At 72.5% G+C, this 20,701-nt stretch carries 22 protein-coding genes and 2 pseudogenes; 6 read left to right on the plus strand and 18 right to left on the minus strand.

The annotated features are described in order from the left end of the window. The first annotated feature begins 16 nt into the window (after positions 1–16). Positions 17–967: an NADP-dependent oxidoreductase gene (locus ACXJKA_RS11860; protein ID WP_456825404.1), complete on the plus strand. Its 951-nt coding sequence runs from the start codon at positions 17–19 to the stop codon at positions 965–967. A 4-nt stretch (positions 968–971) separates the two neighbouring features. On the opposite strand, the gene ACXJKA_RS11865 is transcribed toward ACXJKA_RS11860, so the two are convergent. After that, positions 972–1,187 (minus strand): hypothetical protein, encoded by a 216-nt coding sequence (locus ACXJKA_RS11865; protein ID WP_456825405.1) that lies wholly within the window; start codon positions 1,185–1,187, stop codon positions 972–974. Positions 1,188–1,283: 96 nt separating this feature from the next. Beyond that, positions 1,284–2,177 (minus strand): LysR family transcriptional regulator, encoded by an 894-nt coding sequence (locus ACXJKA_RS11870; protein WP_456825406.1) that lies wholly within the window; start codon positions 2,175–2,177, stop codon positions 1,284–1,286. Positions 2,178–2,249: 72 nt separating this feature from the next. Here ACXJKA_RS11870 and ACXJKA_RS11875 point away from each other — a divergent pair, with 72 nt between their 5' ends. Next, positions 2,250–3,290 carry an EamA family transporter gene (locus tag ACXJKA_RS11875; protein ID WP_456825407.1) on the plus strand — a complete coding sequence of 347 codons (1,041 nt, stop codon included), beginning with the start codon at positions 2,250–2,252 and terminating at the stop codon, positions 3,288–3,290. Here ACXJKA_RS11875 and ACXJKA_RS11880 read toward each other — a convergent pair. The 3 genes and pseudogenes from ACXJKA_RS11880 to ACXJKA_RS11890 form a co-directional block, all read right to left on the minus strand. Then, positions 3,212–3,631 (minus strand): annotated as a pseudogene (locus tag ACXJKA_RS11880) (2-C-methyl-D-erythritol 2,4-cyclodiphosphate synthase); the annotation flags it as partial. The gene ACXJKA_RS11875 and the pseudogene ACXJKA_RS11880 sit on opposite strands and share 79 nt — an antisense overlap. Continuing rightward, positions 3,628–4,383, minus strand: coding sequence for a 2-C-methyl-D-erythritol 4-phosphate cytidylyltransferase (gene ispD, locus ACXJKA_RS11885; RefSeq protein WP_456825408.1), 756 nt, complete (start codon positions 4,381–4,383; stop codon positions 3,628–3,630). The gene ispD and the pseudogene ACXJKA_RS11880, both read right to left, overlap by 4 nt. Before the next feature lie 13 nt (positions 4,384–4,396). Beyond that, positions 4,397–4,879, minus strand: coding sequence for a CarD family transcriptional regulator (locus ACXJKA_RS11890; protein WP_055916922.1), 483 nt, complete (start codon positions 4,877–4,879; stop codon positions 4,397–4,399). Positions 4,880–5,118: 239 nt separating this feature from the next. Between ACXJKA_RS11890 and ACXJKA_RS11895 the strand changes: the two genes are divergently transcribed. Then, on the plus strand, positions 5,119–5,622 hold the full coding sequence (locus ACXJKA_RS11895) for a hypothetical protein (RefSeq protein ID WP_456825409.1): 504 nt from the start codon (positions 5,119–5,121) through the stop codon (positions 5,620–5,622). Between the two features lie 55 nt (positions 5,623–5,677). Here the strand turns inward: ACXJKA_RS11895 and pstB are convergent, their stop codons facing one another. The 8 genes and pseudogenes from pstB to ACXJKA_RS11935 all read right to left on the minus strand — a co-directional run bounded on the left by pstB (position 5,678) and on the right by ACXJKA_RS11935 (position 12,649). Continuing rightward, the gene (gene pstB, locus ACXJKA_RS11900) at positions 5,678–6,457 is read right to left on the minus strand and encodes a phosphate ABC transporter ATP-binding protein PstB (protein ID WP_456825410.1); all 780 of its coding nucleotides are present in this window, start codon (positions 6,455–6,457) and stop codon (positions 5,678–5,680) included. A gap of 20 nt (positions 6,458–6,477) precedes the next feature. Then, positions 6,478–7,431, minus strand: coding sequence for a phosphate ABC transporter permease PstA (gene pstA, locus ACXJKA_RS11905; protein WP_456825411.1), 954 nt, complete (start codon positions 7,429–7,431; stop codon positions 6,478–6,480). Between the two features lie 2 nt (positions 7,432–7,433). Further along, entirely contained in the window at positions 7,434–8,420 is a 987-nt protein-coding gene (gene pstC / locus ACXJKA_RS11910; protein ID WP_456825447.1) for a phosphate ABC transporter permease subunit PstC, read from the minus strand. A 78-nt stretch (positions 8,421–8,498) separates the two neighbouring features. Beyond that, positions 8,499–9,515, minus strand: a pseudogene (locus ACXJKA_RS11915) (phosphate ABC transporter substrate-binding protein PstS); the annotation flags it as partial. Positions 9,516–9,681: 166 nt separating this feature from the next. Further along, a complete protein-coding gene (locus ACXJKA_RS11920; RefSeq protein ID WP_456825412.1) occupies positions 9,682–10,404 on the minus strand; it encodes a response regulator in 723 nt (240 codons plus the stop codon). Further along, positions 10,401–11,612 carry a sensor histidine kinase gene (locus ACXJKA_RS11925; RefSeq protein ID WP_456825413.1) on the minus strand — a complete coding sequence of 404 codons (1,212 nt, stop codon included), beginning with the start codon at positions 11,610–11,612 and terminating at the stop codon, positions 10,401–10,403. The genes ACXJKA_RS11920 and ACXJKA_RS11925 overlap by 4 nt, the downstream gene beginning before the upstream one ends. Before the next feature lie 121 nt (positions 11,613–11,733). Continuing rightward, entirely contained in the window at positions 11,734–12,216 is a 483-nt protein-coding gene (locus tag ACXJKA_RS11930; protein WP_456825414.1) for a DUF1269 domain-containing protein, read from the minus strand. A 31-nt stretch (positions 12,217–12,247) separates the two neighbouring features. After that, complete coding sequence (locus ACXJKA_RS11935; RefSeq protein WP_456825415.1) at positions 12,248–12,649, minus strand: DUF7144 family membrane protein; 402 nt, start codon at positions 12,647–12,649, stop codon at positions 12,248–12,250. 268 nt (positions 12,650–12,917) lie between these two features. On the opposite strand from ACXJKA_RS11935, the gene phoU reads away from it, so the two are divergent. Together phoU and ACXJKA_RS11945 are read left to right on the plus strand one after the other, a co-directional pair. Further along, positions 12,918–13,583, plus strand: coding sequence for a phosphate signaling complex protein PhoU (phoU, locus tag ACXJKA_RS11940; RefSeq protein ID WP_456825416.1), 666 nt, complete (start codon positions 12,918–12,920; stop codon positions 13,581–13,583). 172 nt (positions 13,584–13,755) lie between these two features. Next, the gene (locus ACXJKA_RS11945) at positions 13,756–14,172 is read left to right on the plus strand and encodes an MmcQ/YjbR family DNA-binding protein (protein WP_456825417.1); all 417 of its coding nucleotides are present in this window, start codon (positions 13,756–13,758) and stop codon (positions 14,170–14,172) included. Between the two features lie 181 nt (positions 14,173–14,353). Here ACXJKA_RS11945 and ACXJKA_RS11950 read toward each other — a convergent pair whose 3' ends face one another. From ACXJKA_RS11950 to ACXJKA_RS11970, 5 genes are all read right to left on the minus strand, one after another. Beyond that, positions 14,354–15,094, minus strand: a complete 741-nt coding sequence (locus tag ACXJKA_RS11950; protein WP_456825418.1) for a phosphoglyceromutase — start codon at positions 15,092–15,094, stop codon at positions 14,354–14,356. 50 nt (positions 15,095–15,144) lie between these two features. Next, positions 15,145–16,479: a glycosyltransferase gene (locus tag ACXJKA_RS11955; RefSeq protein WP_456825419.1), complete on the minus strand. Its 1,335-nt coding sequence runs from the start codon at positions 16,477–16,479 to the stop codon at positions 15,145–15,147. Positions 16,480–16,590: 111 nt separating this feature from the next. After that, entirely contained in the window at positions 16,591–16,812 is a 222-nt protein-coding gene (locus ACXJKA_RS11960) for a hypothetical protein (protein ID WP_456825420.1), read from the minus strand. A gap of 179 nt (positions 16,813–16,991) precedes the next feature. After that, on the minus strand, positions 16,992–18,032 hold the full coding sequence (locus ACXJKA_RS11965; RefSeq protein WP_456825421.1) for a lactonase family protein: 1,041 nt from the start codon (positions 18,030–18,032) through the stop codon (positions 16,992–16,994). Positions 18,033–18,133: 101 nt separating this feature from the next. Next, on the minus strand, positions 18,134–19,342 hold the full coding sequence (locus ACXJKA_RS11970; protein ID WP_456825422.1) for an ROK family protein: 1,209 nt from the start codon (positions 19,340–19,342) through the stop codon (positions 18,134–18,136). 77 nt (positions 19,343–19,419) lie between these two features. Here ACXJKA_RS11970 and xylA point away from each other — a divergent pair, with 77 nt between their 5' ends. Beyond that, the gene (xylA, locus tag ACXJKA_RS11975) at positions 19,420–20,607 is read left to right on the plus strand and encodes a xylose isomerase (RefSeq protein WP_456825423.1); all 1,188 of its coding nucleotides are present in this window, start codon (positions 19,420–19,422) and stop codon (positions 20,605–20,607) included. Positions 20,608–20,701 lie beyond the last annotated feature (94 nt).

Raw genomic sequence — 20,701 nt, forward strand, 5'->3', positions numbered from 1 at the left:
GGTGCAGAGTGTGCCGGTGGCACTCACCAGCAGGGCGGTCGTCGCGAGCGCGTACGGCGGACCGGAAGTCCTTCGCCTGATCGACGTCGATCCGGGCGAGCCCGGGCCGGGCAACGTGCTGATCGACGTCAGGGCGGCCGGGGTCAACCCGACCGACTGGAAGGGCTACGCGGCCCGTGACGGCGCGGACCCCGCCCGGCTGCCGCTCCGGTTGGGCTACGAGGTGTCGGGCGTCGTGAGCGCCGTCGGTCCCTCGGTTCGGTGGCTGACCCCCGGCGACGAGGTGATTGCGTGGCGGGTCTCGGGCGGCTACGCGGACCGCATCGTCGTCTCGGAGCAGGTGACCGTCCGCCGGCCCTCGAACCTCGACTGGCCCGCGGCGGCCGGCCTTCTGCTCACCGGCACCACCGCGGTGCACACCCTCAGCGCGACGGGCACCCACGACGACGACGTCGTGCTGGTGCACGGCGGCTCGGGAGGCGTGGGCCGCATGGTGGTCCAGCTCGCCGTGCTGCGGGGGGCGCGGGTCATCGCGACGGCGTCCACCTGGCACCACGACGACCTGCGCAGCCTCGGCGCGGTCCCGGTGGCCTACGGCGAGGGCCTGCTCGACCGCATCGCCGACGCCGTCCAGTCGACGGGGCCGGTCACCGTCGCCATCGACACCGTGGGCACGGACGAGGCGCTCGACACCTCGGTGGCCCTGGTGGCCGACCGGCAGCGGGTCGCCACGATCGCCGGTTTCCGCCGCGCAGGCGACCTGGGGATCAAGGCGCTCGGGGGCGGGCCGGGCGCGGACCCCGGGACCGCGATCCGCGAGGCAGCCCGCGCGCAGCTGGCCGAGCTGGCGTCGGACGGCTCCCTGAACGTCCGGGTGGCGCAGACCTATCCCCTGTCGGAGGTGGCCCAGGCGCACCGCGACGGTCAGGCGGGGCACTCCGCAGGCAAGCTGGTGCTCATCCCGTAGCCCGTCAGAAGGGCAGCGGCGGGGGCGTCTCCGTGATCTCGCGGCGGTGCTGCTCGTCCAGCCCGCGCAGCCCGGCGCTGGTCGCCTCGAGGACCTCCAGGGGGACGCGGACCCTCATCCGGGCCGCCTGGACCCCGTTGTCGCGGTGAGGCAGCGGGGGGTGCTGGAGCGCTCTCACGACCGGGAGCCTCTCGGTCTGTGCCTCCGACGACTGTGTCACGCCGGGGACGGTACCTGCCCACGGCAACCGGACGCCAGCCCAGAATTCGGACACGCCGCTGGCCTGCGGCCACGCGGGACGCCGGCCCCGCCGGTATCAGGTAGTACCGATCTCCGTGGAAAGCGCGCGCAGCTCGTCGAGCACCCGCCGGACCACCAGGCGCTCGGCGCGGTCCCGCCGCAGCAGCGCGTCGATCCGCCGGCCGGCGCGCACGCCCGCCAGCGGCACCAGGCGCACGTGCGCGCCCCCGCCGAACGTGTAGCGGGGCAGCAGGGACACCCCGTGCCCCGCGGCGACGAGCGCCTCGACCACGTGGAAGTCGTTGACCCGGTGCACGATCTGGGGGTTGCCGGCGACCGCACCCAGCACGGTCGCCACCGGGAACCCCTCGCGGACCGCGATCCACGGCAGGTCCCGCAGGTCCTCGGGGCGCACGTCCGCCCGGTCGGCCAGCGGGTGGTCGAGCGGGACTGCGACATCGAGCGGCTCGCGCAGCAGCGGCACCACGCGGACGGCGTCGCCACCCGCCCAGCCGACCCCGCCGTCGGGCCGGTGCGCGACGACCACGTCCATCCGGTCGGTGAGGGCGACGAAGTCGTCCTGGGCGACGTCCTCGTCGGTGCACTCCAGCGTGATCCCGCCGATCGCCGCCACCCGCGTGAGCAGTGCCGGGAGCAGCAGCTGCGCGCCGCTCTGGAACGCGGATACCCGCACGACGCCCTGGGGCCGCGCGAGGAACTCGTCGCACGCGGCCCGCGCCCGCTCGAGCGCCACGGCGACGTCGACCGCGGCGGCGGCGAGTGCCTCGCCCGCCGGGGTGAGCCGCAGCCCTCGCCCGACGCGCTCGGTCAGCGGCACGCCGACCTCGCGCTGCAGCTGGGCCACCTGCTGGGACACGGCCGACGGGGTCAGGTGCCGCACGGCCGCCGCGGCCGTGATGCCGCCCTGCGAGCCGACCGCGCGGAGCGTCTCGAGCGCGCGAGGATCCATGCAGCGACGCTACATCGTCACACCAGATTCTTTCGCTGGTGCTGCACGGATGTCGGGCCGCATGCTCGCACCATGCCCGCCCGCGACCGCCTGCTCGCCGCACTCGTCGCCGTCTGCTGGGGACTCAACTTCCCCGCGATCCACCTGTCGCTGGGGCAGTTCCCGCCGTTCTTCCTGGTGGCCCTCCGGTTCGCGCTCATCGCGGTCCCCACGCTCCTGCTGGTCCCCCGGCCGACCGCGCCGTGGCGCTGGATCGCGCTGTACGGGTTCGGCTTCGGGGTGCTGCAGTTCGTGTTCCTCTACCTCGCGATGTCGTCCGGGATGCCGACGGGTCTTGCGTCCCTGGTCCTGCAGTCGTCGGCGCCGTTCACCGTGGTGCTGGCGGGCGTGTTCCTGCGCGAGCGGATCACGGCCCGGCAGGGCGCGGGGATCCTGCTCGCGGTCGCAGGACTGGGCGGCATCGCGGCGCACCGGGCCGGTCTCGCGGGCGGCGCGACGCTGGTCCCGGTCCTGCTCACGCTGTGCGGGGGGCTCGGCTGGGCGGTCGGGAACCTGGGCAACCGCCGCGCGGTCCAGGCGCAGCCGGGCGAGCCGTTCAGGCTGATGCTCTGGATGTCGGTCGTGCCGCCGGTTCCGATGCTGGCCTTGTCCCTGACGGTCGAGGGACCCGACCGCATCGCCGCGTCGTTCCAGGACCTCGGCAGCGCGCAGGGGCTGCTCGCGATCGGCGGGCTGCTGTTCACGGTGGTCGTCGCGACCCTCGTCGGCTCGGGGCTGTGGACCACGCTCATGGGCCGGCACCCGTCCAGCACCGTGGCGCCGTTCTCGATGCTCGTGCCGGTGGTCGGCATCGGCGCCTCGTGGCTGCTGCTGCGGGAGCGCACGTCGACCGCCGAGCTCGCCTGGGGTGCGCTGGTGGTCGCCGGGGTGCTGTTGGGCAGCACGCGAGGGCGCCCGCGCCCGACTCAGCCAGTGACGACCAGTGCCGTGGCGATCGCCGCGACGCCCTCGCCGCGGCCGGTGAGCCCAAGGCCGTCGGTCGTGGTCGCCGAGACGCTCACGGGGGCGCCCACGGCGTCCGAGAGGGCGGCCTCGGCCTCCGCGCGCCGCTGACCGACCTTCGGCCGGTTCCCGATCACCTGGACCGCCACGTTGCCGATGTCGAAGCCGGCCGCGCGGACCCGCCGGGCGGCCTCGGCCAGCAGCGTGGCGCCCGCGGCACCGGCCCACTGCGGCTCCGACGTGCCGAAGTTCGACCCCAGGTCGCCCAGCCCCGCGGCCGACAGCAGCGCGTCGGCCGCGGCGTGCGCGGCGACGTCGGCGTCGGAGTGCCCGGCCAGCGGCCGCTCCCCCGGCCACGCGAGGCCCGCGAGGTGCAGGACGGCGCCGGGCGCGGGCTCGGGCTCGTAGGCGTGCACGTCGACGCCGATCCCGGTGCGTGGCAGCGGGCTCACTCGTCGACCTCCGTCGGCAGCGCGGCGACCGCGAGGTCCCGGGCGGTGGTGATCTTCGCGGCGCGCTCGTCGCCGGCCACCACCCAGACGGGCTCGCCCAGCCGCTCGACCAGGCCGGCGTCGTCGGAGGCCGCCAGGGCCTCGTCGTGGGCGTCCACCGCGCCCTGCGCGTGCGCGCGCAGCAGCAGGTCACGGTCGAACCCCTGAGGCGTCTGGATGGCACGCAGCTCGGTCCGGGGGACGGTCTCGAGCACGGGCTCGACCGCGACACCCCGGTGCGGGGCGACGCGCTTGATCGTGTCGGTCACGGGGACCCCGGGGACCACGGCGGGGTGGCCGTCGCGCACGGCGTCGACCACGCGCGCGATCAGCGACGGTGGCGCGAGCGGGCGGGCCGCGTCGTGCACGAGCACGACGTCGACGTCCGCGCCGCGGGGGTCGGCGACCAGCGCCGCCAGGCCGGCCGCGACCGAGGCCTGCCGGGTCGCACCTCCGGCGACGACCAGCAGCGCGACGGCGTCATGCTCGTCGGCAAGAGCCGACAGCTCGAGGTGGATCGCCTCGAGGTGGAAGGCGGGCGCGGTCACCACCAGCACCCGGACGCGCTCGTCGCCCGCCGCGCGTGCCGCCAGCAGGTTGCCGGCGGCGTGCGCGACGAGCGACTGACCTTCCAGAGGCACGAGTGCCTTCGGGAGGGAATGACCGAGCCTGCTGCCGCTCCCGGCGGCAGTCAGGACTGCAGCGACGCTCACCTGGTCGGTGGGGTCAGGACGCGAGAACCTCGTCGAGGATCGCTTCGGCCTTCTCCTCTTCGGTGTGCTCGGCGAGTGCGAGCTCCGAGACGAGGATCTGGCGGGCCTTGGCGAGCATGCGCTTCTCGCCCGCAGACAGGCCGCGGTCGGCGTCGCGGCGGGAGAGGTCGCGGACGACCTCGGCCACCTTGATGACGTCGCCCGACGCGAGCTTCTCGAGGTTCGCCTTGTAGCGACGCGACCAGTTGGTCGGCTCCTCGGTGTACGGCGCACGGAGAACCTCGAACACCTTGTCGAGACCTTCCTGACCGACGACGTCGCGCACGCCCACCAGGTCGACGTTCTCAGCCGGGACCTCGATGGTGAGATCTCCCTGAGCGACCTTGAGCTTGAGGTAGAGCTTGTCCTCTCCGCGGATGGTTCTGGTCTTGATCTCTTCGATCAATGCCGCACCGTGGTGCGGGTAGACAACGGTCTCCCCAACAGTGAAAGTCATCTGCAGGTGTCCCCTTTCGCAGAGGGGTATCTTATCACGCCCAAAGTGCCCGTTTTCCGCGTGATTGCGGCCATCGGCGCAGGTCAGCGGCGGGTCAGCGGCGGTCATCGTGCCCGTCGGCCCGTCGAGCCGGTCGGGTGTCCGGCACGAAGGGCAGGGGCCTGTGCGGCGGCTAGGCTTGCCACCGACGGAGTACCCGCCCACCAGCCCGCAGCGCCCCGACGCCCCGAGGAGTCATCGTGACCTCGCCCCGCCCCCGCACCCTGCGGGCGACCGCCCTCGCCGCCGGCGTCGCCGTCATCGGCCTCGCGCTCGCCGGCTGCTCCACCACCAACCGGATCACCACGGCGGACCCCTACAGTCCGTCCGACGGGATCCGGGTGGAGCTGGGCGACGTACGCGGCAGCAACCTGCTGGTCGTCTCCGAGGCGGAGGGCGAGCCCGGCAACCTGCTCGGGGGCCTCGTGAACGAGGGCACGGAGGACCGCACGGTCACCGTGTCCGCGGGCGACGACTCGACGGACGTCGAGCTCGGCCCCAAGGAGACGGTGCTCCTCGGCGGCGGCGACGCCCCAGAGGACGGGCAGGCGAGCGTCATCTTCGAGTCGGTCGACGTCCCCCCGGGCGCGGTGCTGAAGGTGACGTTCTCGACGCCCGAGGACGGCTCCGTCACGGCCGACCTGCCCGTGCTCGACGGCTCGCTGCCCGAGTACGCGACGGCGGTGCCGACGCCCTCGAGCTGAACGCACGAGAGAGGGGGCCGTCCGATCCGGACGGCCCCCTCTCCTGTCCCCCGACTCAGCCGAAGCGGCCCGAGATGTAGTCCTCCGTGGCCTGCTCGCGCGGCGAGGAGAAGATCGTCGACGTCTCGTCGATCTCGACCAGGCGGCCAGGCTGCCCGGTCGCGGCCAGGTTGAAGAAGGCGGTCCGGTCCGAGACACGGGCGGCCTGCTGCATGTTGTGCGTCACGATGACGATCGTGTAGTCCGACTTCAGCTCGGCGATGAGGTCCTCGATCGCCAGCGTCGAGATCGGGTCCAGGGCCGAGCACGGCTCGTCCATGAGGAGCACCTGCGGCTTGACCGCGATCGCGCGGGCGATGCAGAGGCGCTGCTGCTGGCCGCCGGAGAGACCCGAGCCCGGACGGTTCAGGCGGTCCTTGACCTCGTTCCACAGGTTCGCGCTGCGCAGGGACGTCTCCACGACCTCCGCGGCGTCGGACTTGGAGATGCGCTTGTTGTTGAGCTTGATGCCGGCCAGCACGTTCTCCGCGATCGACATCGTGGGGAACGGGTTGGGGCGCTGGAAGACCATGCCGACCTGCCGACGGACCGCGACCGGGTCGACGTCGGAGCCGTACATGTCGATGCCGTCCATCGCGACCGAGCCCTGGACGTACGCCCCCGGGATCACCTCGTGCATCCGGTTGAGCGTGCGCAGGAAGGTCGACTTGCCGCAGCCCGACGGGCCGATGAACGCGGTCACGGACCGCGGCTCGACCGACATCCCGATGTCGGCGACCGCCTTGAAGTCGCCGTAGAAGATGTTGAGGTCCTTGACGTCAATTCGCTGTGCCATGGTGGATCTCCTTGTGGGGCTCAGGCCCGGGTCTTGGGCGCGAACCAGCGGCTCACGCCGCGCGCCACGAGGTTGAGCAGCATGACGACCAGGATGAGCACGAGGGCTGCGCTCCATGCCCGGTCATAGTTGATCGTCGAGATGCAAGCGTCGTCGCCGGGCGCGCAGGGCACAAGACCTGCCGCGTACTGGCGGTACACGTACACCGGCAGCGTCATCATGTTGCCCTCGAACACGTTGTTGTTGATCGAGTCGGTCGCACCCACCGTGATGAGCAGCGGGGCCGTCTCACCGATGACCCGGGCGATGGCGATCATGACGCCCGTCGTGATGCCCGCGACGGCGGTGCGCAGCACGATCCGGATGATCGTGAGCCACTTCGGCACGCCCAGCGCGAACGACGCCTCGCGCAGCTCGTTGGGCACCAGCCGCAGCATCTCCTCGGTCGAGCGGATGACCACGGGGATCATCAGCACCGAGAGGGCGACCGCGCCCACCACCCCGCTCGTCGCGCCCGGACCGACGACGAGGTAGAACAGCGCGAACGCGAACAGACCGGCGACGATCGACGGGATGCCGGTCATGACGTCGACGAGGAACGTGACGGACCGCGCCAGGTGCCCGGACCCGTACTCGACGAGGTAGACCGCGGTGAGGATGCCGATCGGCACCGAGATCAGCGTCGCCAGGCCGGTGATGAGGATCGTGCCCAGCAGCGCGTGGTAGACGCCGCCCGCGTCCATGCCGCCGTACACGTTGCGCATCGAGTGCGTCAGGAAGTAGAGGTCGAACCGGCCGATGCCGTTCGCGATGACGCTCCACACGAGCGAGACCAGCGGGATCATCGCGAGGACGAAGGCGCCCCAGATGAGCACCCGCATGATGCGGTCCGTGCGGCGGCGCCGGGGGTCGACCTGCCCGAGCAGGCGCTTCAGCTCGGCGGTGTCCGGGGAGAGGGTGTCGGTGATGGCCATCGTCAGTTCGCCCCCGAGAATTCCTTGCGCCGCGCGATGATGGCGCGGGCAGCCAGATTGACGAGCAGCGTGATGACGAACAGCGCCAGACCGGTCGCGATGAGCGTCGAGCGCCCGATGTCGTTCGCGTCGTTGAACCGGGCCGCGATGTTCGCGGCGATCGTCTGCTGCTGGCTCGCGACGAGCAGCTTGAACGAGTAGAGCAGTCCGGGCGACAGGATCATGAGGACGGCCATGGTCTCGCCGAGCGCGCGCCCGAGGCCGAGCATCGCGGCGGACGTGACGCCGGAGCGGCCGAACGGCAGGACGGCCATCCGGATGAGCTCCCAGCGCGTGGCACCGAGCGCCAGGGCGGCCTCCTCGTGCAGGCGCGGCGTCTGCAGGAACACCTCGCGGCTCACGGCGGTGATGATCGGCAGGATCATCACGGCGAGCACGATGGCGGTCGTCATGAGGACGCGCGGCGGGTTCGAGGCGTTGCCGTTGTCGTCGCCGGCGAACAGCGGGATCCAACCGAAGTAGTCCACGAGGAACTGCCACACCGGCTGGACCTTGGGGGCGAGCACCTGCACGCCCCAGAGGCCGAACACCACCGACGGGATCGCGGCGAGCAGGTCGACGACGTAGCCGAGGACCGACGCCATCCGGCGCGGCGCGTAGTGCGAGATGAACAGCGCGATGCCGACGGCGATCGGGACCGCGATGACCAGCGAGACGATGGCGGCCAGGATCGTGCCGAAGACCAGCGGTCCGATGACCGTCCAGAGGTTGCCACCCTCGGGGATCCACGGGACCACCGAGGCGAGGTCGCCGTGGGTCAGCGCCGGCATGGCCTCGATGAGCAGGAAGATGGCGACCGCTGCGAGGACGGCGAGGATGACGATGCCGGACCACACCGCCAGGTACCGGAACCCGCGGTCGAGGCCGCGGTCGGTGGGCTTGGAGCGGCGTCTCCGTGGGGGAGCTGCCGGCGCGGGCGCCGGGGTCATCGCTGTCGTGGGCGAGGCCAACGGATCTCTCCTGTCGAGGGAGTCGAAGTGCGTCGTCGGGGGGCGGTAGGTCGCGTAGCCCTTGATCAGGTCGACCTTGTCCTGGCTGTCGTAGGTGTTGCACAGGACCAGGTACGACACGAGGATCGCCGGGTAGGCGCCGGACTCGGTCGTGGTGCGGTCGACCTTGATGACGATGTCACCGTCGGCGCGCGCGTCGTCCCGCGGGGAGACGTCCACGGTCTTGGCCGCGGCGTCCGCCGTCGGGGCGACGAACTCCGTGCCGACCCCGAGCGAGGCCTTGCCGAGGTCACCGACGGCCGACGCGTCCGCGTAGCCGATGGTGCCGGTGGCGGACTGGATCGTCTGGACGACGCCGGACGTGCCGTTGGCACCCTGGCCGACGGCCACGGGCCACGTGTTCGAGACCTCGTAGGTCCACACGTCGGGCGCCGTCTTCGACAGGTAGTCCTGGAAGTTCTTCGAGGTGCCCGAGTCGTCGGAGCGGTGCACGACCGTGATCGGGCCGGAGAGCTTCGCGTCCGGGTTCAGCGCCGTGATGGCCGCGTCGTCCCACGAGGTGATCGCGCCGGTGAAGATCTTCGCGACGACGTCCGCGCTGAGGTTGAGCTCGTCGACACCGTCGATGTTGAACGCCACGGCGATCGGGCTGACGTAGACCGGCAGGTCGATGCCCGCGCCGCCGAAGCAGCGGTCCGTGGCGGAGGCGAGCTCCTCCTCGTTCAGCGCGCTGTCCGAGCCGGCGTAGTCGAGCGAGGAGTCGAGGAAGCCCTTGCGGCCCGCGCCCGAGTCGGTGGTCGTGTAGTTGACGGTGACGTCGGGGTTCGCCGTCTGGAAACCGGCGACCCAAGCCTGCTGGGCCTTCTCCTGCGCGCTGGAGCCGCCGCCGTTCAGCGTGCCGCTCAGCGTCGATTCCGGAGCGGCAGAGCCGCTGGCAGCAGGCGCGTCGCCGGTGGCGTTGTCCGATCCGCAAGCCGCCAGCGTGAGCGCGAGGGTGCCGACGAGGGCAACCGCGCCGACGCGGCCGAGGAGGGGGAGCTTCACTGTGGTCCGTCCTGTCGATCGTGTGCGCACCGATGTGTGCGCGGCGATGCTGACCGTAGGAACCGCACGTGACCGGCCGCCCGGGATCGGGTGAACCCCAGGTGAACGATGGCCGACGAGTCGGACGCGTGTCCGACCTCCGACAGCACGACGCCCCGCACACCGTCGGGTGTACGGGCCGTCGGTGCGAGCGCGGCTACGCGTCGTCGTCCGTGAGCTTGTAGCCCAGGCCGCGCACCGTGAGCAGCAGGGTCGGGTTGCCCGGGTCGACCTCGATCTTGGCGCGGACCCGCTTGACGTGGACGTCGAGGGTCTTGGTGTCGCCCACGTAGTCGGAGCCCCAGATGCGGTCGATCAGCTGCCCGCGGGTCAGCACGCGGCCCGCGTTGCGCAGCAGCAGCTCGAGCAGCTCGAACTCCTTGAGCGGGAACGCGACCAGCTCGTCGCGCACCCGGACGGTGTGCCGCTCGACGTCCATCCGGACCGGGCCGGCCGCGAGCAGCTCGTCGTCCTCGTCGTCGTCGAGCGGTGCCGAGCCCCCGGAGGTGACCACGACGGACGCCCGCCGACGAAGCACGGCCCGGACGCGGGCCAGGAGCTCGCGCGACGAGTACGGCTTGGTGACGTAGTCGTCGGCGCCCAGCTCGAGCCCGACGACCTTGTCGATCTCGTCGTCCTTGGCCGTGAGCATGATGACCGGGACATCGCTGATCAGCCGCAGCCGGCGGCAGACCTCCGTGCCGGGCAGGCCGGGGAGCATGAGGTCGAGCAGGACCAGGTCCGCCCCGAACTCGTCGAACTTCTCCAGCGCCTCCGGCCCCGTCGCGGCCGTGACGACGTCGAAGCCCTCGCGCTCCAGCTGGTACGTCAGCGGGTCCCGGTAGGACTCCTCGTCCTCGACGAGCAGGATCCGGGTCATGACGCGCTCCGGCGCACGTGCGCTCCTTCGATCTCCGTGGTGTCGGCCGGCGACAGGGTCCTGACGCCGCCCAGCTGGGGTTCTTCCGCGCGCGGCAGGCGCAGGGTGAACGTGGACCCACGGCCGGGCTGCGACCAGACGGTCACGTCCCCGCCGTGGTCCGCCGCGACGTGCTTGACGATGGACAGGCCGAGGCCGGTGCCGCCCGTGTCGCGCGAGCGGGCGGGGTCCACGCGGTAGAACCGCTCGAACACCCGCTCCTGCTCGGCGGCGGAGATGCCGATCCCCTCGTCGACCACCGCGATCTCGATCAGGTCACCGTCGAGGCGCACCCCGACGCCGACGTGCGACGCCTCGCCCGAGTACGCCACGGCGTTGTCCAGCAGGTTGCGGACCGCGGTGACCAGCAGCTCGTGCTGGCCGAACACGCGGGTGCCGCGCACCCCGCCGATGTCGAGCCGGACCTTCTTGGACTCCGCCGTGGTGCGAGCGCGATCGACCGCCTCCGTCAGCACCAGGTCCACGTCGACCAGGCCCAGCTGCCCGAGGGCGCCCGCCACCTGCAGCCGGGACAGCTCGATGATCTCGTGCACCAGCGCCGACAGCCGGGTCGCCTCCGTCTGCATCCGGCCGGCGAACCGGCGCACGGCCTCGGGGTCGTCGGCCGCGTCCTGGACTGTCTCCGCCAGCAGCGCGAGCGCGCCGACCGGGGTCTTGAGCTCGTGCGAGACGTTGACGACGAAGTCGCGGCGGATCGCCTCGAGGCGGCGCGCCTGCGTGAGGTCCTCCGCCAGCACCACCAGGTGCTCCGCGCTGACCTGCGCGACGCGCACCTGGACCAGGAGCACGCCCGGGCCCACGGGTCCACGCGGGACCTCGAGCACCTCGTCGCGGATCACGCCGTCGCGCCGGACCTGCGCGATGAGGTCCCGGATCGCCGCGGGGGCGATGCGCCCGTCGCGCACGATGCCCAGCGCGTGGGCCGGAGCGCTGGCCCGCACCACGTGGTCGGCGTCGTCGAGCACCACCGCCGCGGAGCGCAGCACGGCGAGCGTGCGGACCAGCCCGTCGTCGAGCTCCGGCGCGACCATCGGAGGAAGAGTGCGCTGCTCGCGCTCGCTGAAGCGGAACGCGAGCGTCGCCCACACGCCGACGAGCAGGCCGAGCCCGCCGGCGATGAGCAGCATGAGCCCGCTGTTCCCGTCCACGGCACTCACCCTAGGACGCGCCGATGGGTGCGACACGCCGATGCGGTCGTCACTGACCCCACCGACGGCGAGGGTTCACCGGCCGTTCATCCACGCCGGGCGCCCGACGGGCGCCGACCGCTCAGTCGAAGGTCTCCAGCAGCAGCGACTTCTCGGCGTCCGTGAGGTTGGTCTCCACGAGCGTGCTGTGCAGGCCGTGCATCCGCTCCCCGAGCCGGTCCATGTCCGCGTTCTCCGTGACGGCGCACAACAGCGACGTGCCCACGGTGATCTGCGCGCGGATGTGCTCCAGCTGGTCCTCGGTGATGCCGACCGCGGAGACCGCCTTGGTGATCGCCCCGGCGGCGGCACCGACCGCGACACCCAGCAGCGGCACGAAGAACAGCCCGCCGAACAGCAGGCCCCAGAACGCGCCCCAGCCCGTCCCGCGCCACTTGTCCTCGTTCGAGTGGTGCATCTCCGGCCGGGCGCCACCCTCGGGCCAGCTGATGACCGCGTGGTCGACGATCTTCACCAGACCGTCGCTCTGCGCACCCTTGAGCGCGGTGACCGCCTTCGCCGCCCCGTCAGCCGTGTCGAACTTCCATGCCGTGAAAGTCGTCATCGTCGTCCCTCTCGATCTGTTGTCAGTTGCCTTACCGAGCAGCTCGTTCGACCTCGTCGCCGTGCACGGTCAACGCCCACAGGATCACCAGGTCGAGCGCGATCACCACGAGCGACCACCACGGTGTGATGGGCAGCGACACGAACTGCGCCACCAGGTTGATGATCACCAGGACCGCGGCCACCAGGCGGGCCCACCAGCTGCCCGCGAACAGCGCGAAACCGGCGAGCACCAGCAGCACGCCGAGCACCAGGTGCACCCAGCCCCACGTGGACACGTCGACGACGGCGATCCCGTCCCGCGTCCACGACAGGACGGTCTTCGGCGAGAAGATCGCCACCAGCCCCGAGACCACGTTGAGCAGCCCGGCCACGAGGATCGCGAACGCCGCGAACCACACCCAGCCGACCCAGGCGGTCACTCTCTGCGCCATCGTCCGTCCCCTCGGTCTGCGTACCCGGTGCTGCCGTCCGCGATCATCTTGCCCCTCTGACCAGCAGCAGGACAGAGACGGTCTCCGTCGGCTCGTCTCGTCGCAGGTTACGGGTTCGGACACCCCCAGACAGGATGAATCGCCCGTAGCCTGGTGGGTGGGGGTAGGCAACGGCCGTCGTCCGTTCACCTGGGCGCGCCCCACCGTTCACCTGAAAATGTCAGCCTGACCTGCGCGCGGCACCCGCCGCCTGCACGAGAGGGAGCACATGCGGGACATCTTCGACGCCGAGCTGCACCAGCTGGGCGAAGACCTGGCGGCGATGAGCGGCCGGGTCGAGCACGCCATCACCAACGCCGGCATCGCCCTGCTCACGGCCGACCTCGCGCTCGCGGAGTCCGTCATCGCCGACGACCTGGCCATCGACGCCATCGAGCGCGACCTCGACGAGCGCTGCGTCCTGCTCCTCGCGCAGCAGCAGCCCGTGGCCACGGACCTCCGGATCATCGTCTCGGCCCTCCGGATGAGCGCCACCCTGGAGCGCATGGGCGACCTCGCCCGGCACGTCGCCCAGGTGGCGCGCGGTCGCTACCCGCGGCACGCGGTGCCGCACGCCCTGTCGGGCACCTTCGCCGAGATGCACGACGCCGCGGTCCGTGTCGCCCGACGCACCACGACCCTGCTGAACAACCGCGAGGTCCTGCTCGCGGAGAGCATCGAGCAGGACGACGACCTCCTCGACGAGCTGCACGAGGACACCTTCGCGGCGCTGCTCGGCGGCTCCTGGGCCGGCACCACGCAGGAGACCATCGACGTCACCCTGCTGGGCCGGTACTACGAGCGGTTCGGCGACCACGGGGTCTCGGTCGCACGCCGCGTGGCCTACCTGGTGACCGGCGACGCCCGCGGCCAGCTGGACCGCACCGCCGGCTGACGGCCCGACGCGCGCCCGGCGCACCGACAGAACGAGGGTTCGGCTTCCGGTGCCTCGCGCCTGGCGCCGCGCGCCGAGATCGTCACTTCGCCGCGAGAACGTCCCCGCGAGGTGCCGTTCTCGCGGGGATCTCACGTTCTCGCGGCGGGGTGCCGTCGGTAGCGTGGGCTGCATGGCGGAGCGGGTGCTCGGGTGGGGGGACGACGACGTCGCAGCGGCTCGGGAGCGGCTGGGGGCCGTCGTCGCGGAGCTGCCCGAGACGTCCGCGGAGGTCGACGAGTACGGCAACACCGGGTTCTTCACGCGCGGGAGCCGGTTCGCGTGGATCCTGCCCGACCACCACGCCGACGGCCGGCTGGCCCTGTGGTGCAAGGCCGACCGCCACGAGCAGCAGGCCGTCGTCGCGCGCGATCCCGTCCGGTACTTCGTCGCCCCGTACATGGGCCGCTTCGGCTGGATCGGCGCCCACCTCGACCGCGCCCACGACCCCGACTGGGACGCGCTGGCGGAGCTGATCGAGGAGGCCTGGCGCAGCGCCGCGACGAAAAGGGCCATCGCCACGTTCGACGCCTCCCACCGCGCCCCCTGACACCCCGCAACGTCCGCAGATCCGGTCGCCCCAGCGCGCGAATGTGCGGACGCAACGGCCGGGAGCGCGCGGCGTCCGCAGATCCGGTCGTCGGGGCGCTCGATCGTGCGGACGCTGCGGGCGGCCAGCGCAACGTCCGAGTACCGGGGGCAGGCCTCCGGTACTCGGACGTTGCGTGGGGTCAGCGGCCCTGGTTGGCGACGGCCTTGATGGACTCTGCCGCCGCCTCCGGGTCGAGGTAGGTGCCGCCCGGGTTGGTGGGCTTCAGCGTCTTCTCGTCGAGCGTGTAGAGCAGCGGGATGCCGGTGGGGATGTTGATGCCGGCGATCGTGCTGCTGTCCACGTCGTCCAGGTGCTTGACCAGGGCGCGGATCGAGTTGCCGTGGGCCGCGACGAGCACGGTCTTGCCGGACTGCAGGTCGGGGATGATGTCCGACTCCCAGTACGGCAGCGCCCGCTCGAGCACGTTCGACAGGGCCTCCGCGCGCGGGATCGGCTCGCCCGCGTAGCGCGGGTCGCTGTCCTGCGAGAACTCCGAGCCCAGCTCGATGTCCGGCGGCGGGAAGTCGTAGGAGCGGCGCCAGAGCATGAACTGCTCCTCGCCGTACTCCTCGAGCGTCTGCTTCTTGTCCTTGCCCTGCAGCGCGCCGTAGTGCCGCTCGTTCAGGCGCCACGACCGCTTGACGGGGATCCAGTGGCGGTCGGCGGCGTCCAGCGCGAGGTTGGCCGTCGTGATCGCCCGGCGCAGCAGCGACGTGTGCACGACGTCGGGCAGCACGCCCGCGTCAGTGAGCAGCGTCCCGCCGCGCTCGGCCTCCGCGACGCCCTTCTCCGACAGGGGCACGTCGACCCAGCCGGTGAACAGGTTCTTGGCATTCCACTCGCTCTCGCCGTGGCGGAGCAGCACGAGGGTGTAGGTCATGTGACTCATCCTGCCGCAGGCTCCCTCGGGCGTCCTGGGACGTCCGGCCCTCAGACGCGGGAGGCTCGGACCTCGCCCGCCACCGAGTACACCTTGAGCATCTGGTCGGCCGTGGTCTCCCAGCCGAACCGCTCGGCCACCTGACGGGCGCCCACCGCGTACCGCGCGCGGTCGTCCGACGAGGCCAGCACGTCCGCGATGACGTCGGCCCACACGGCGGGGTCGTGCCCGCGGACCAGCCGGCCGGACACATCGTGGTCCACGATCGTGCGCAGCCCGCCCACGCAGGCGGCGATCACCGGCACACCGCTGGCCTGCGCCTCGGCGGCGACGAGCCCGAACGACTCGCTGCGCGACGGCATCGCGACGACGTCGGCCGCGTGGTACCAGCGCGCCAGGGCGTCCCGGTCCGCCGGCGGGTGGACGACCACGTCGTCGGCGACGCCCGTCATCGTGGCGAGCGCCTGGAGCTCGCGCACCGCGCTGGACCGCCCCGACGGGCCCCCGAGCACGACGAGCAGCGGGACCGGCCGACCGGTCGCCTTGAGCACCCCCAGGGCGCTGACCAGCACGTCCGGGGCCTTGAGCGCCTGCACGCGCCCCGCGAAGAGGACGATCTGGCGGTCCTCCGGCAGCCCGAGCTCACGGCGCGCGGCACCCCGGTCGCCCGGCACGAAGCGGTCCAGGTCCACGCCCGGCTCGACCACGTGCACGCGGGAGGGATCGGCGCCGTACAGCTCGACCAGCTCTTCGGCCTCGACCGGGGTGCTGGCCACCAGCGCGTCGGCCTCGGCGACCACCTGCTCCTCGCCCACCACCCGCTGGCTCGGCTCGGCGGCGTCGCCGGGCGCCAGCGACGCGTTCTTCACGCGCGCCAGCGTGTGCGCGGTGTGCACCAGCGGCACCTCCCAGCGGTCCGCGGCGATCCAGCCCACCTGCCCCGACAGCCAGTAGTGCGAGTGCACGACGTCGTACCAGCCGGGCCGGCGCGCGGCCTCCCAGCGCAGGACGCCCGCGGCCATGCCGCACAGCACGCCGGGCAGGTCGTTCTTGTCCAGCCGCTCGAAGGGGCCCGCGGGGACGTGGTGGACCAGGATCGGCGGCGTCACGCCGGGCTCGACCTCCTCGGCCAGCAGGACGGCGCGGGCGTCGTCACCCTCCAGGACACGCCCGTCGGCGTCGGTGCCGGGCAGCAGCACGGTCTCGGCCTGGTCCGAGGAGGTGGCGCGCGTGAAGATCTCCACGCGGGCACCCCGGGCCGCCAGCGCGCGGGACAGCTCGAGCACGTACACGTTCATGCCGCCGGCGTCACCGGTCCCCGGCTGGTCCAGCGGGGACGTGTGCACCGAGAGCATGGCGACGCGCGGGGCGTGCTCGAGGGTCACGGGTGCTCCTGTTCGCGGACGGGTCTGAACCCATTCTCACGCACAAGGAGCGCTGTCACCTCACGACTGTGCGGGAGCCTCAGCGGCGCGCGCGCCCGACGGACGACGTGGTCATCTGACCACCAGCAGGCGAGGCGCCCCGATCCAGGGCACGTAGCTCGCGTCGCCCCCGCAGGTCACCACGACGAGCGACGTCGTGGTGCCGACGGGCAGCGTGACCACKGCCGTCCCGCGGGCGTCGAGCGTCCCCGAGCCCTTGCGCACCCCGTTGACCCAGACATCCACGGTCCCGGTCGGCGTCACCCCGACGACCCCGGCCACCTGGACGTGCACCTGCTTGGTGTCCGAGCGCCGGACGGTGCCATCGGTGCCGAGCGTGGCGGAGGCCGTCGACGGGCACCTGCACCGACCCGGTCACGGTTTCCCCGGGCGCTACTGCTCGGTAAGTCGAGCAGACGCGATTGGGTAACGGGCTTTCGGGTGTTCCGGACGGCGCGAACCCACCCCGAGCGTCAGGCAGGCAGGACGCAGGCCGGCGCCGGCAGTGCGAGCGTGGCGGCCACCGAGCCGTCTGCCGCCACCACCGCGAGGTCGTCCGAGACCTGCTCGGCCACCACGGTCCAGCCGTCGACGACCTCGAAGTGCCGCGGCCAGGCACCCGGCAGTGCGTCGTCCGCGACCGGGTCGAGCAGGCCGTCGGGCCGGATGGCGAACCGGGCGAGCACGTCGGACGTGCGTGTCCCGACGAGCACCCGGGCACCGTCGCGGACGATGTGCGACGGCAGCGGACGGCGGCCGGGCTCGCGCGCCGGCACGGTCGTCGCGGGCAGCGTCTGCACCAGGGTGCCGGCACCGTCCTCCCAGGCCAGCACGCGGACCGTCATGTCGAGCTCGCCGACGACGTACGCGAACCGGCCGTCCGCGCTGAACACCAGGTGGCGTGGGCCGGTGCCGGCGGGCAGCGTCGCGGCGATCCCGTCCTCGACCAGGCGGCCCGCCTCGCGACGGTAGCGGCGGATCTCGTCGGTGCCCAGGTCGACCACCAGCACGAACGCGCCCCCCGGTGCGTGCGCGACGAAGTGCGCGTGCGGGGCGGTCTGCCGATCCTCATCGGGACCCGAGCCCACATGCCCGTGGACCTGCTCCGGGCCGCCCGCGGCGAACCCGCCGTCGGCGTCGAGCGGGAGCACGCTCAGCGCGCCCGAGGAGTAGTTCGCGACGAGCAGCGCGCCGGCATCGACGTCGAGCAGCAGGTGGCAGGGGTCCTCGCCGCCCGACGGGACCGTCGCTCGGTGCACCAGGGTGTCGCCGACGACGTCGAACGCGGTGATCGTGCCGTCGGTCTGCTCGTTCGCCGCGTAGAGGACCCGGCCGCTCGGGTGCAGCGCGAGGAAGCTCGGCGACGGCGTCTCGGCCACCTGCCGCGCGGCGCTCAGCGACCCGGTCGCGGGGTCGAGGTCGACCCGCCAGATCCCCTCCCCCAGCCCGACGGGCGTGCCCGCGCCGGCCACGGGGTAGGTGCCGATCCACAGGGCTGTCTGCTGCGCGCTCACGGTCAGGGAGCCTACGACGAGCCCCGCCGTACCCCGCGGGCCGTCCGCGCGACGTCCGCAGATTCGAGCGTCCCGACGACCGGATGTGCGGACGTTGCGGTCTACCGGTGGGTGCGGAGCCATTCCGCCGGGTCGGCCAGGACCGTGTTCAGGACCGCGAGGGCGCCGCCGGTCATCGCCGGGTACTGACCGGCGCGGGCGGGCGACACGCGCAACGGGGACCACGGCGCGAAGATCACGAGCTCGTCGAGCCGGGCGGCCACCTCGTCGTGCACATAGCCGAACAGCTGGCCGAAGCTGCCGCCGAGCACCACCTCACCGACGTCGACCACGTTGGCGACGGACGCCAGCGCGACGCCGAGGGCACGCGCGGCCTGCGCGACGGCGGCCCGCGCGCGGCCGTCCCCCGCCGCGAGGGCGTCCAGCAAGGCGTCGAGCCGGGCGGTCGGGGGCAGGCCGGCGGCGCGCAGCATCGCGTCCTGGCCGGCCAGGGCCTCGAGGCTGCCGTCGGAGGCGCGCGGGCCGCGGAACGCATCGACGACGACGTGCCCGATCTCGCCGCTCCAGCCGTGCCGGCCCGGGAACAGGTCGCCGTCGAGCACGAGCGCGCCACCGATCCCGACCTCGCCGGAGACGTAGGCGAAGCTGGGCGAGCCGCCCCGGGCGCGCGCCTCCGCGCGGGCCGCCAGGTTGGCCTCGTTGCCCACGCGCGGGGGCAGGTCCGCCAGGACCGGGTGCGCCGAGACGCGCGCGACGACGTCGACGTCACGCCAGCCGAGGTTGGGCGCGACGCGCAGCGGTCCGGTGATGCGGTCGACGAGCCCCGGCAGCGCGAGCGCCGTCCCGGCGACGCGCACACCACCGGCACGCAGCTGCTCGACCACGGGTGCGACGAGCGCAGCGAGCCGGTCCAGCACGTCCCCCGCGTCGGCGCCGCGCAGGTCGTCGAGCTCGACGTGCTCGGCCAGCACGTCGCCCGCGAGATCGATCGCGCGGACGCCCAGGTAGTCGACGTTGACCTCCATGCCGACGCCGGCGACGGTCCCGCGGGCGGGCGCGAGCGGCACCGCCGGGCGGCCGGCGCGCTGCGTCTGCGCGGGTTCGAGCTCGCGCACGAGCCGTGCCTCGATCAGGTGGTCGACCAGCCCGGAGACCGTGGCGCGGGCGAGCCCCTCGGAGGCGGCGAGCTGGGCGCGGGACGGCGGCTCGGCGGCCTCGACGATCCCCCGCAGCGCGACCCCCAGGTTCTGGTCGCGCATCTGCGCCTGCCGGGCCACCCGCGAGGGGTCGCGGCGTTCGGGCGTCGGCATGGCTTGACCCTACCGGCTGGACGAGATAAATTCATCCGGCAAACAAAACCAGGAAATTCTCGATGAGGAGACGCGTGATGGCAGCGCAGCCCACCCGTGCAGACAAGTTCTCGTTCGGCCTCTGGACGGTCGGCTGGAACGCCCAGGACCAGTTCGGCTCGGCCTCCCGGCCGTGGCTCGACCCGGTCGAGTCGGTCCACAAGCTCGCCGAGCTCGGCGCGGCCCACGTGACGTTCCACGACGACGACGTGGTCCCGTTCGGCTCCGACGACGCGGAGCGCGACAAGATCCTCGCCCGCTTCAAGGGCGCCCTCGACGAGACCGGCATCACCGTCGAGATGGTCACCACCAACACGTTCAGCCACCCGATCTTCAAGGACGGCGCGTTCACGTCGAACGACCGCCGCGTGCGCCGCTACGGCCTGCGCAAGGTGGTCCGCAACGTCGACCTGGCCGCCGAGCTGGGCGCCGACACGTTCGTCATGTGGGGTGGCCGCGAGGGTGCCGAGTACGACTCGGCCAAGGACCTCAACGCCGCGCACGACCGCTACGCCGAGGGCATCGACACCGTCGCCGCGTATATCAAGGAGAAGGGCTACGGCCTGCGCATCGCGCTCGAGCCCAAGCCCAACGAGCCCCGCGGCGACATCCTGCTGCCGACGATCGGCCACGCGATCGCGCTCATCGACCGCCTGGAGCACTCCGACATCGTCGGCCTCAACCCCGAGGTCGGTCACGAGCAGATGGCAGGCCTCAACTACACGCAGGGCATCGCCCTCGCGCTGTGGGCCGGCAAGCTCTTCCACATCGACCTCAACGGCCAGAAGTCCATCAAGTACGACCAGGACCTGGTCTTCGGCCACGGCGACCTGTTCTCCGCCTTCGCCACGGTCGACCTGCTCGAGAACGGCTTCCCGTCGGGCGGCCCGACCTACGACGGCCCGCGCCACTTCGACTACAAGCCGTCGCGCACCGAGGACTTCCAGGGCGTGTGGGACTCCGCGGCCGCCAACATGGCGACGTATCTGCTGCTCAAGGAGCGCTCGCAGGCGTTCCGCGCCGATCCCGAGGTCCAGGCGGCGTTCGAGGAGTCCGGCGTGCTCGAGCTCTCGCAGCCGACGCTGGCCGAGGGCGAGACCCTGGCCGACCTGCTCAACGACCGCTCCGCCTACGAGGACCTCGACGTCGACGCGGTCGCCGAGCGCGGCTTCGGCTTCGTCCGTCTCAACCAGCTGGCCCTCGAGCACGCGCTCGGCGCCCGCTGACCCGTCGTCCCACCGGTGCAACGTCCGCACTCCGTCGGGTCCTGACCCGCACGAGTGCGGACGTTGGCCGCTCATCCACCCCGTTGCGTCCGCA

The sequence above is a fragment of the Cellulomonas sp. P5_E12 genome, assembly GCF_054049315.1.

Bases quoted from the DNA above. Each gene is read 5' to 3' on its own strand.
- ACXJKA_RS11870 (WP_456825406.1), bottom strand. From the start codon at position 2,177: ATGGATCCTCGCGCGCTCGAGACGCTCCGCGCGGTCGGCTCGCAGGGC.
- ACXJKA_RS11875 (WP_456825407.1), top strand. From the start codon at position 2,250: ATGCCCGCCCGCGACCGCCTGCTCGCCGCACTCGTCGCCGTCTGCTGG.
- ACXJKA_RS11890 (WP_055916922.1), bottom strand. From the start codon at position 4,879: ATGACTTTCACTGTTGGGGAGACCGTTGTCTACCCGCACCACGGTGCG.
- pstB (WP_456825410.1), bottom strand. From the start codon at position 6,457: ATGGCACAGCGAATTGACGTCAAGGACCTCAACATCTTCTACGGCGAC.
- pstA (WP_456825411.1), bottom strand. From the start codon at position 7,431: ATGGCCATCACCGACACCCTCTCCCCGGACACCGCCGAGCTGAAGCGC.
- pstC (WP_456825447.1), bottom strand. From the start codon at position 8,420: ATGACCCCGGCGCCCGCGCCGGCAGCTCCCCCACGGAGACGCCGCTCC.
- ACXJKA_RS11920 (WP_456825412.1), bottom strand. From the start codon at position 10,404: ATGACCCGGATCCTGCTCGTCGAGGACGAGGAGTCCTACCGGGACCCG.
- ACXJKA_RS11930 (WP_456825414.1), bottom strand. From the start codon at position 12,216: ATGACGACTTTCACGGCATGGAAGTTCGACACGGCTGACGGGGCGGCG.
- ACXJKA_RS11935 (WP_456825415.1), bottom strand. From the start codon at position 12,649: ATGGCGCAGAGAGTGACCGCCTGGGTCGGCTGGGTGTGGTTCGCGGCG.
- phoU (WP_456825416.1), top strand. From the start codon at position 12,918: ATGCGGGACATCTTCGACGCCGAGCTGCACCAGCTGGGCGAAGACCTG.
- ACXJKA_RS11945 (WP_456825417.1), top strand. From the start codon at position 13,756: ATGGCGGAGCGGGTGCTCGGGTGGGGGGACGACGACGTCGCAGCGGCT.
- ACXJKA_RS11950 (WP_456825418.1), bottom strand. From the start codon at position 15,094: ATGACCTACACCCTCGTGCTGCTCCGCCACGGCGAGAGCGAGTGGAAT.
- ACXJKA_RS11970 (WP_456825422.1), bottom strand. From the start codon at position 19,342: ATGCCGACGCCCGAACGCCGCGACCCCTCGCGGGTGGCCCGGCAGGCG.
- xylA (WP_456825423.1), top strand. From the start codon at position 19,420: ATGGCAGCGCAGCCCACCCGTGCAGACAAGTTCTCGTTCGGCCTCTGG.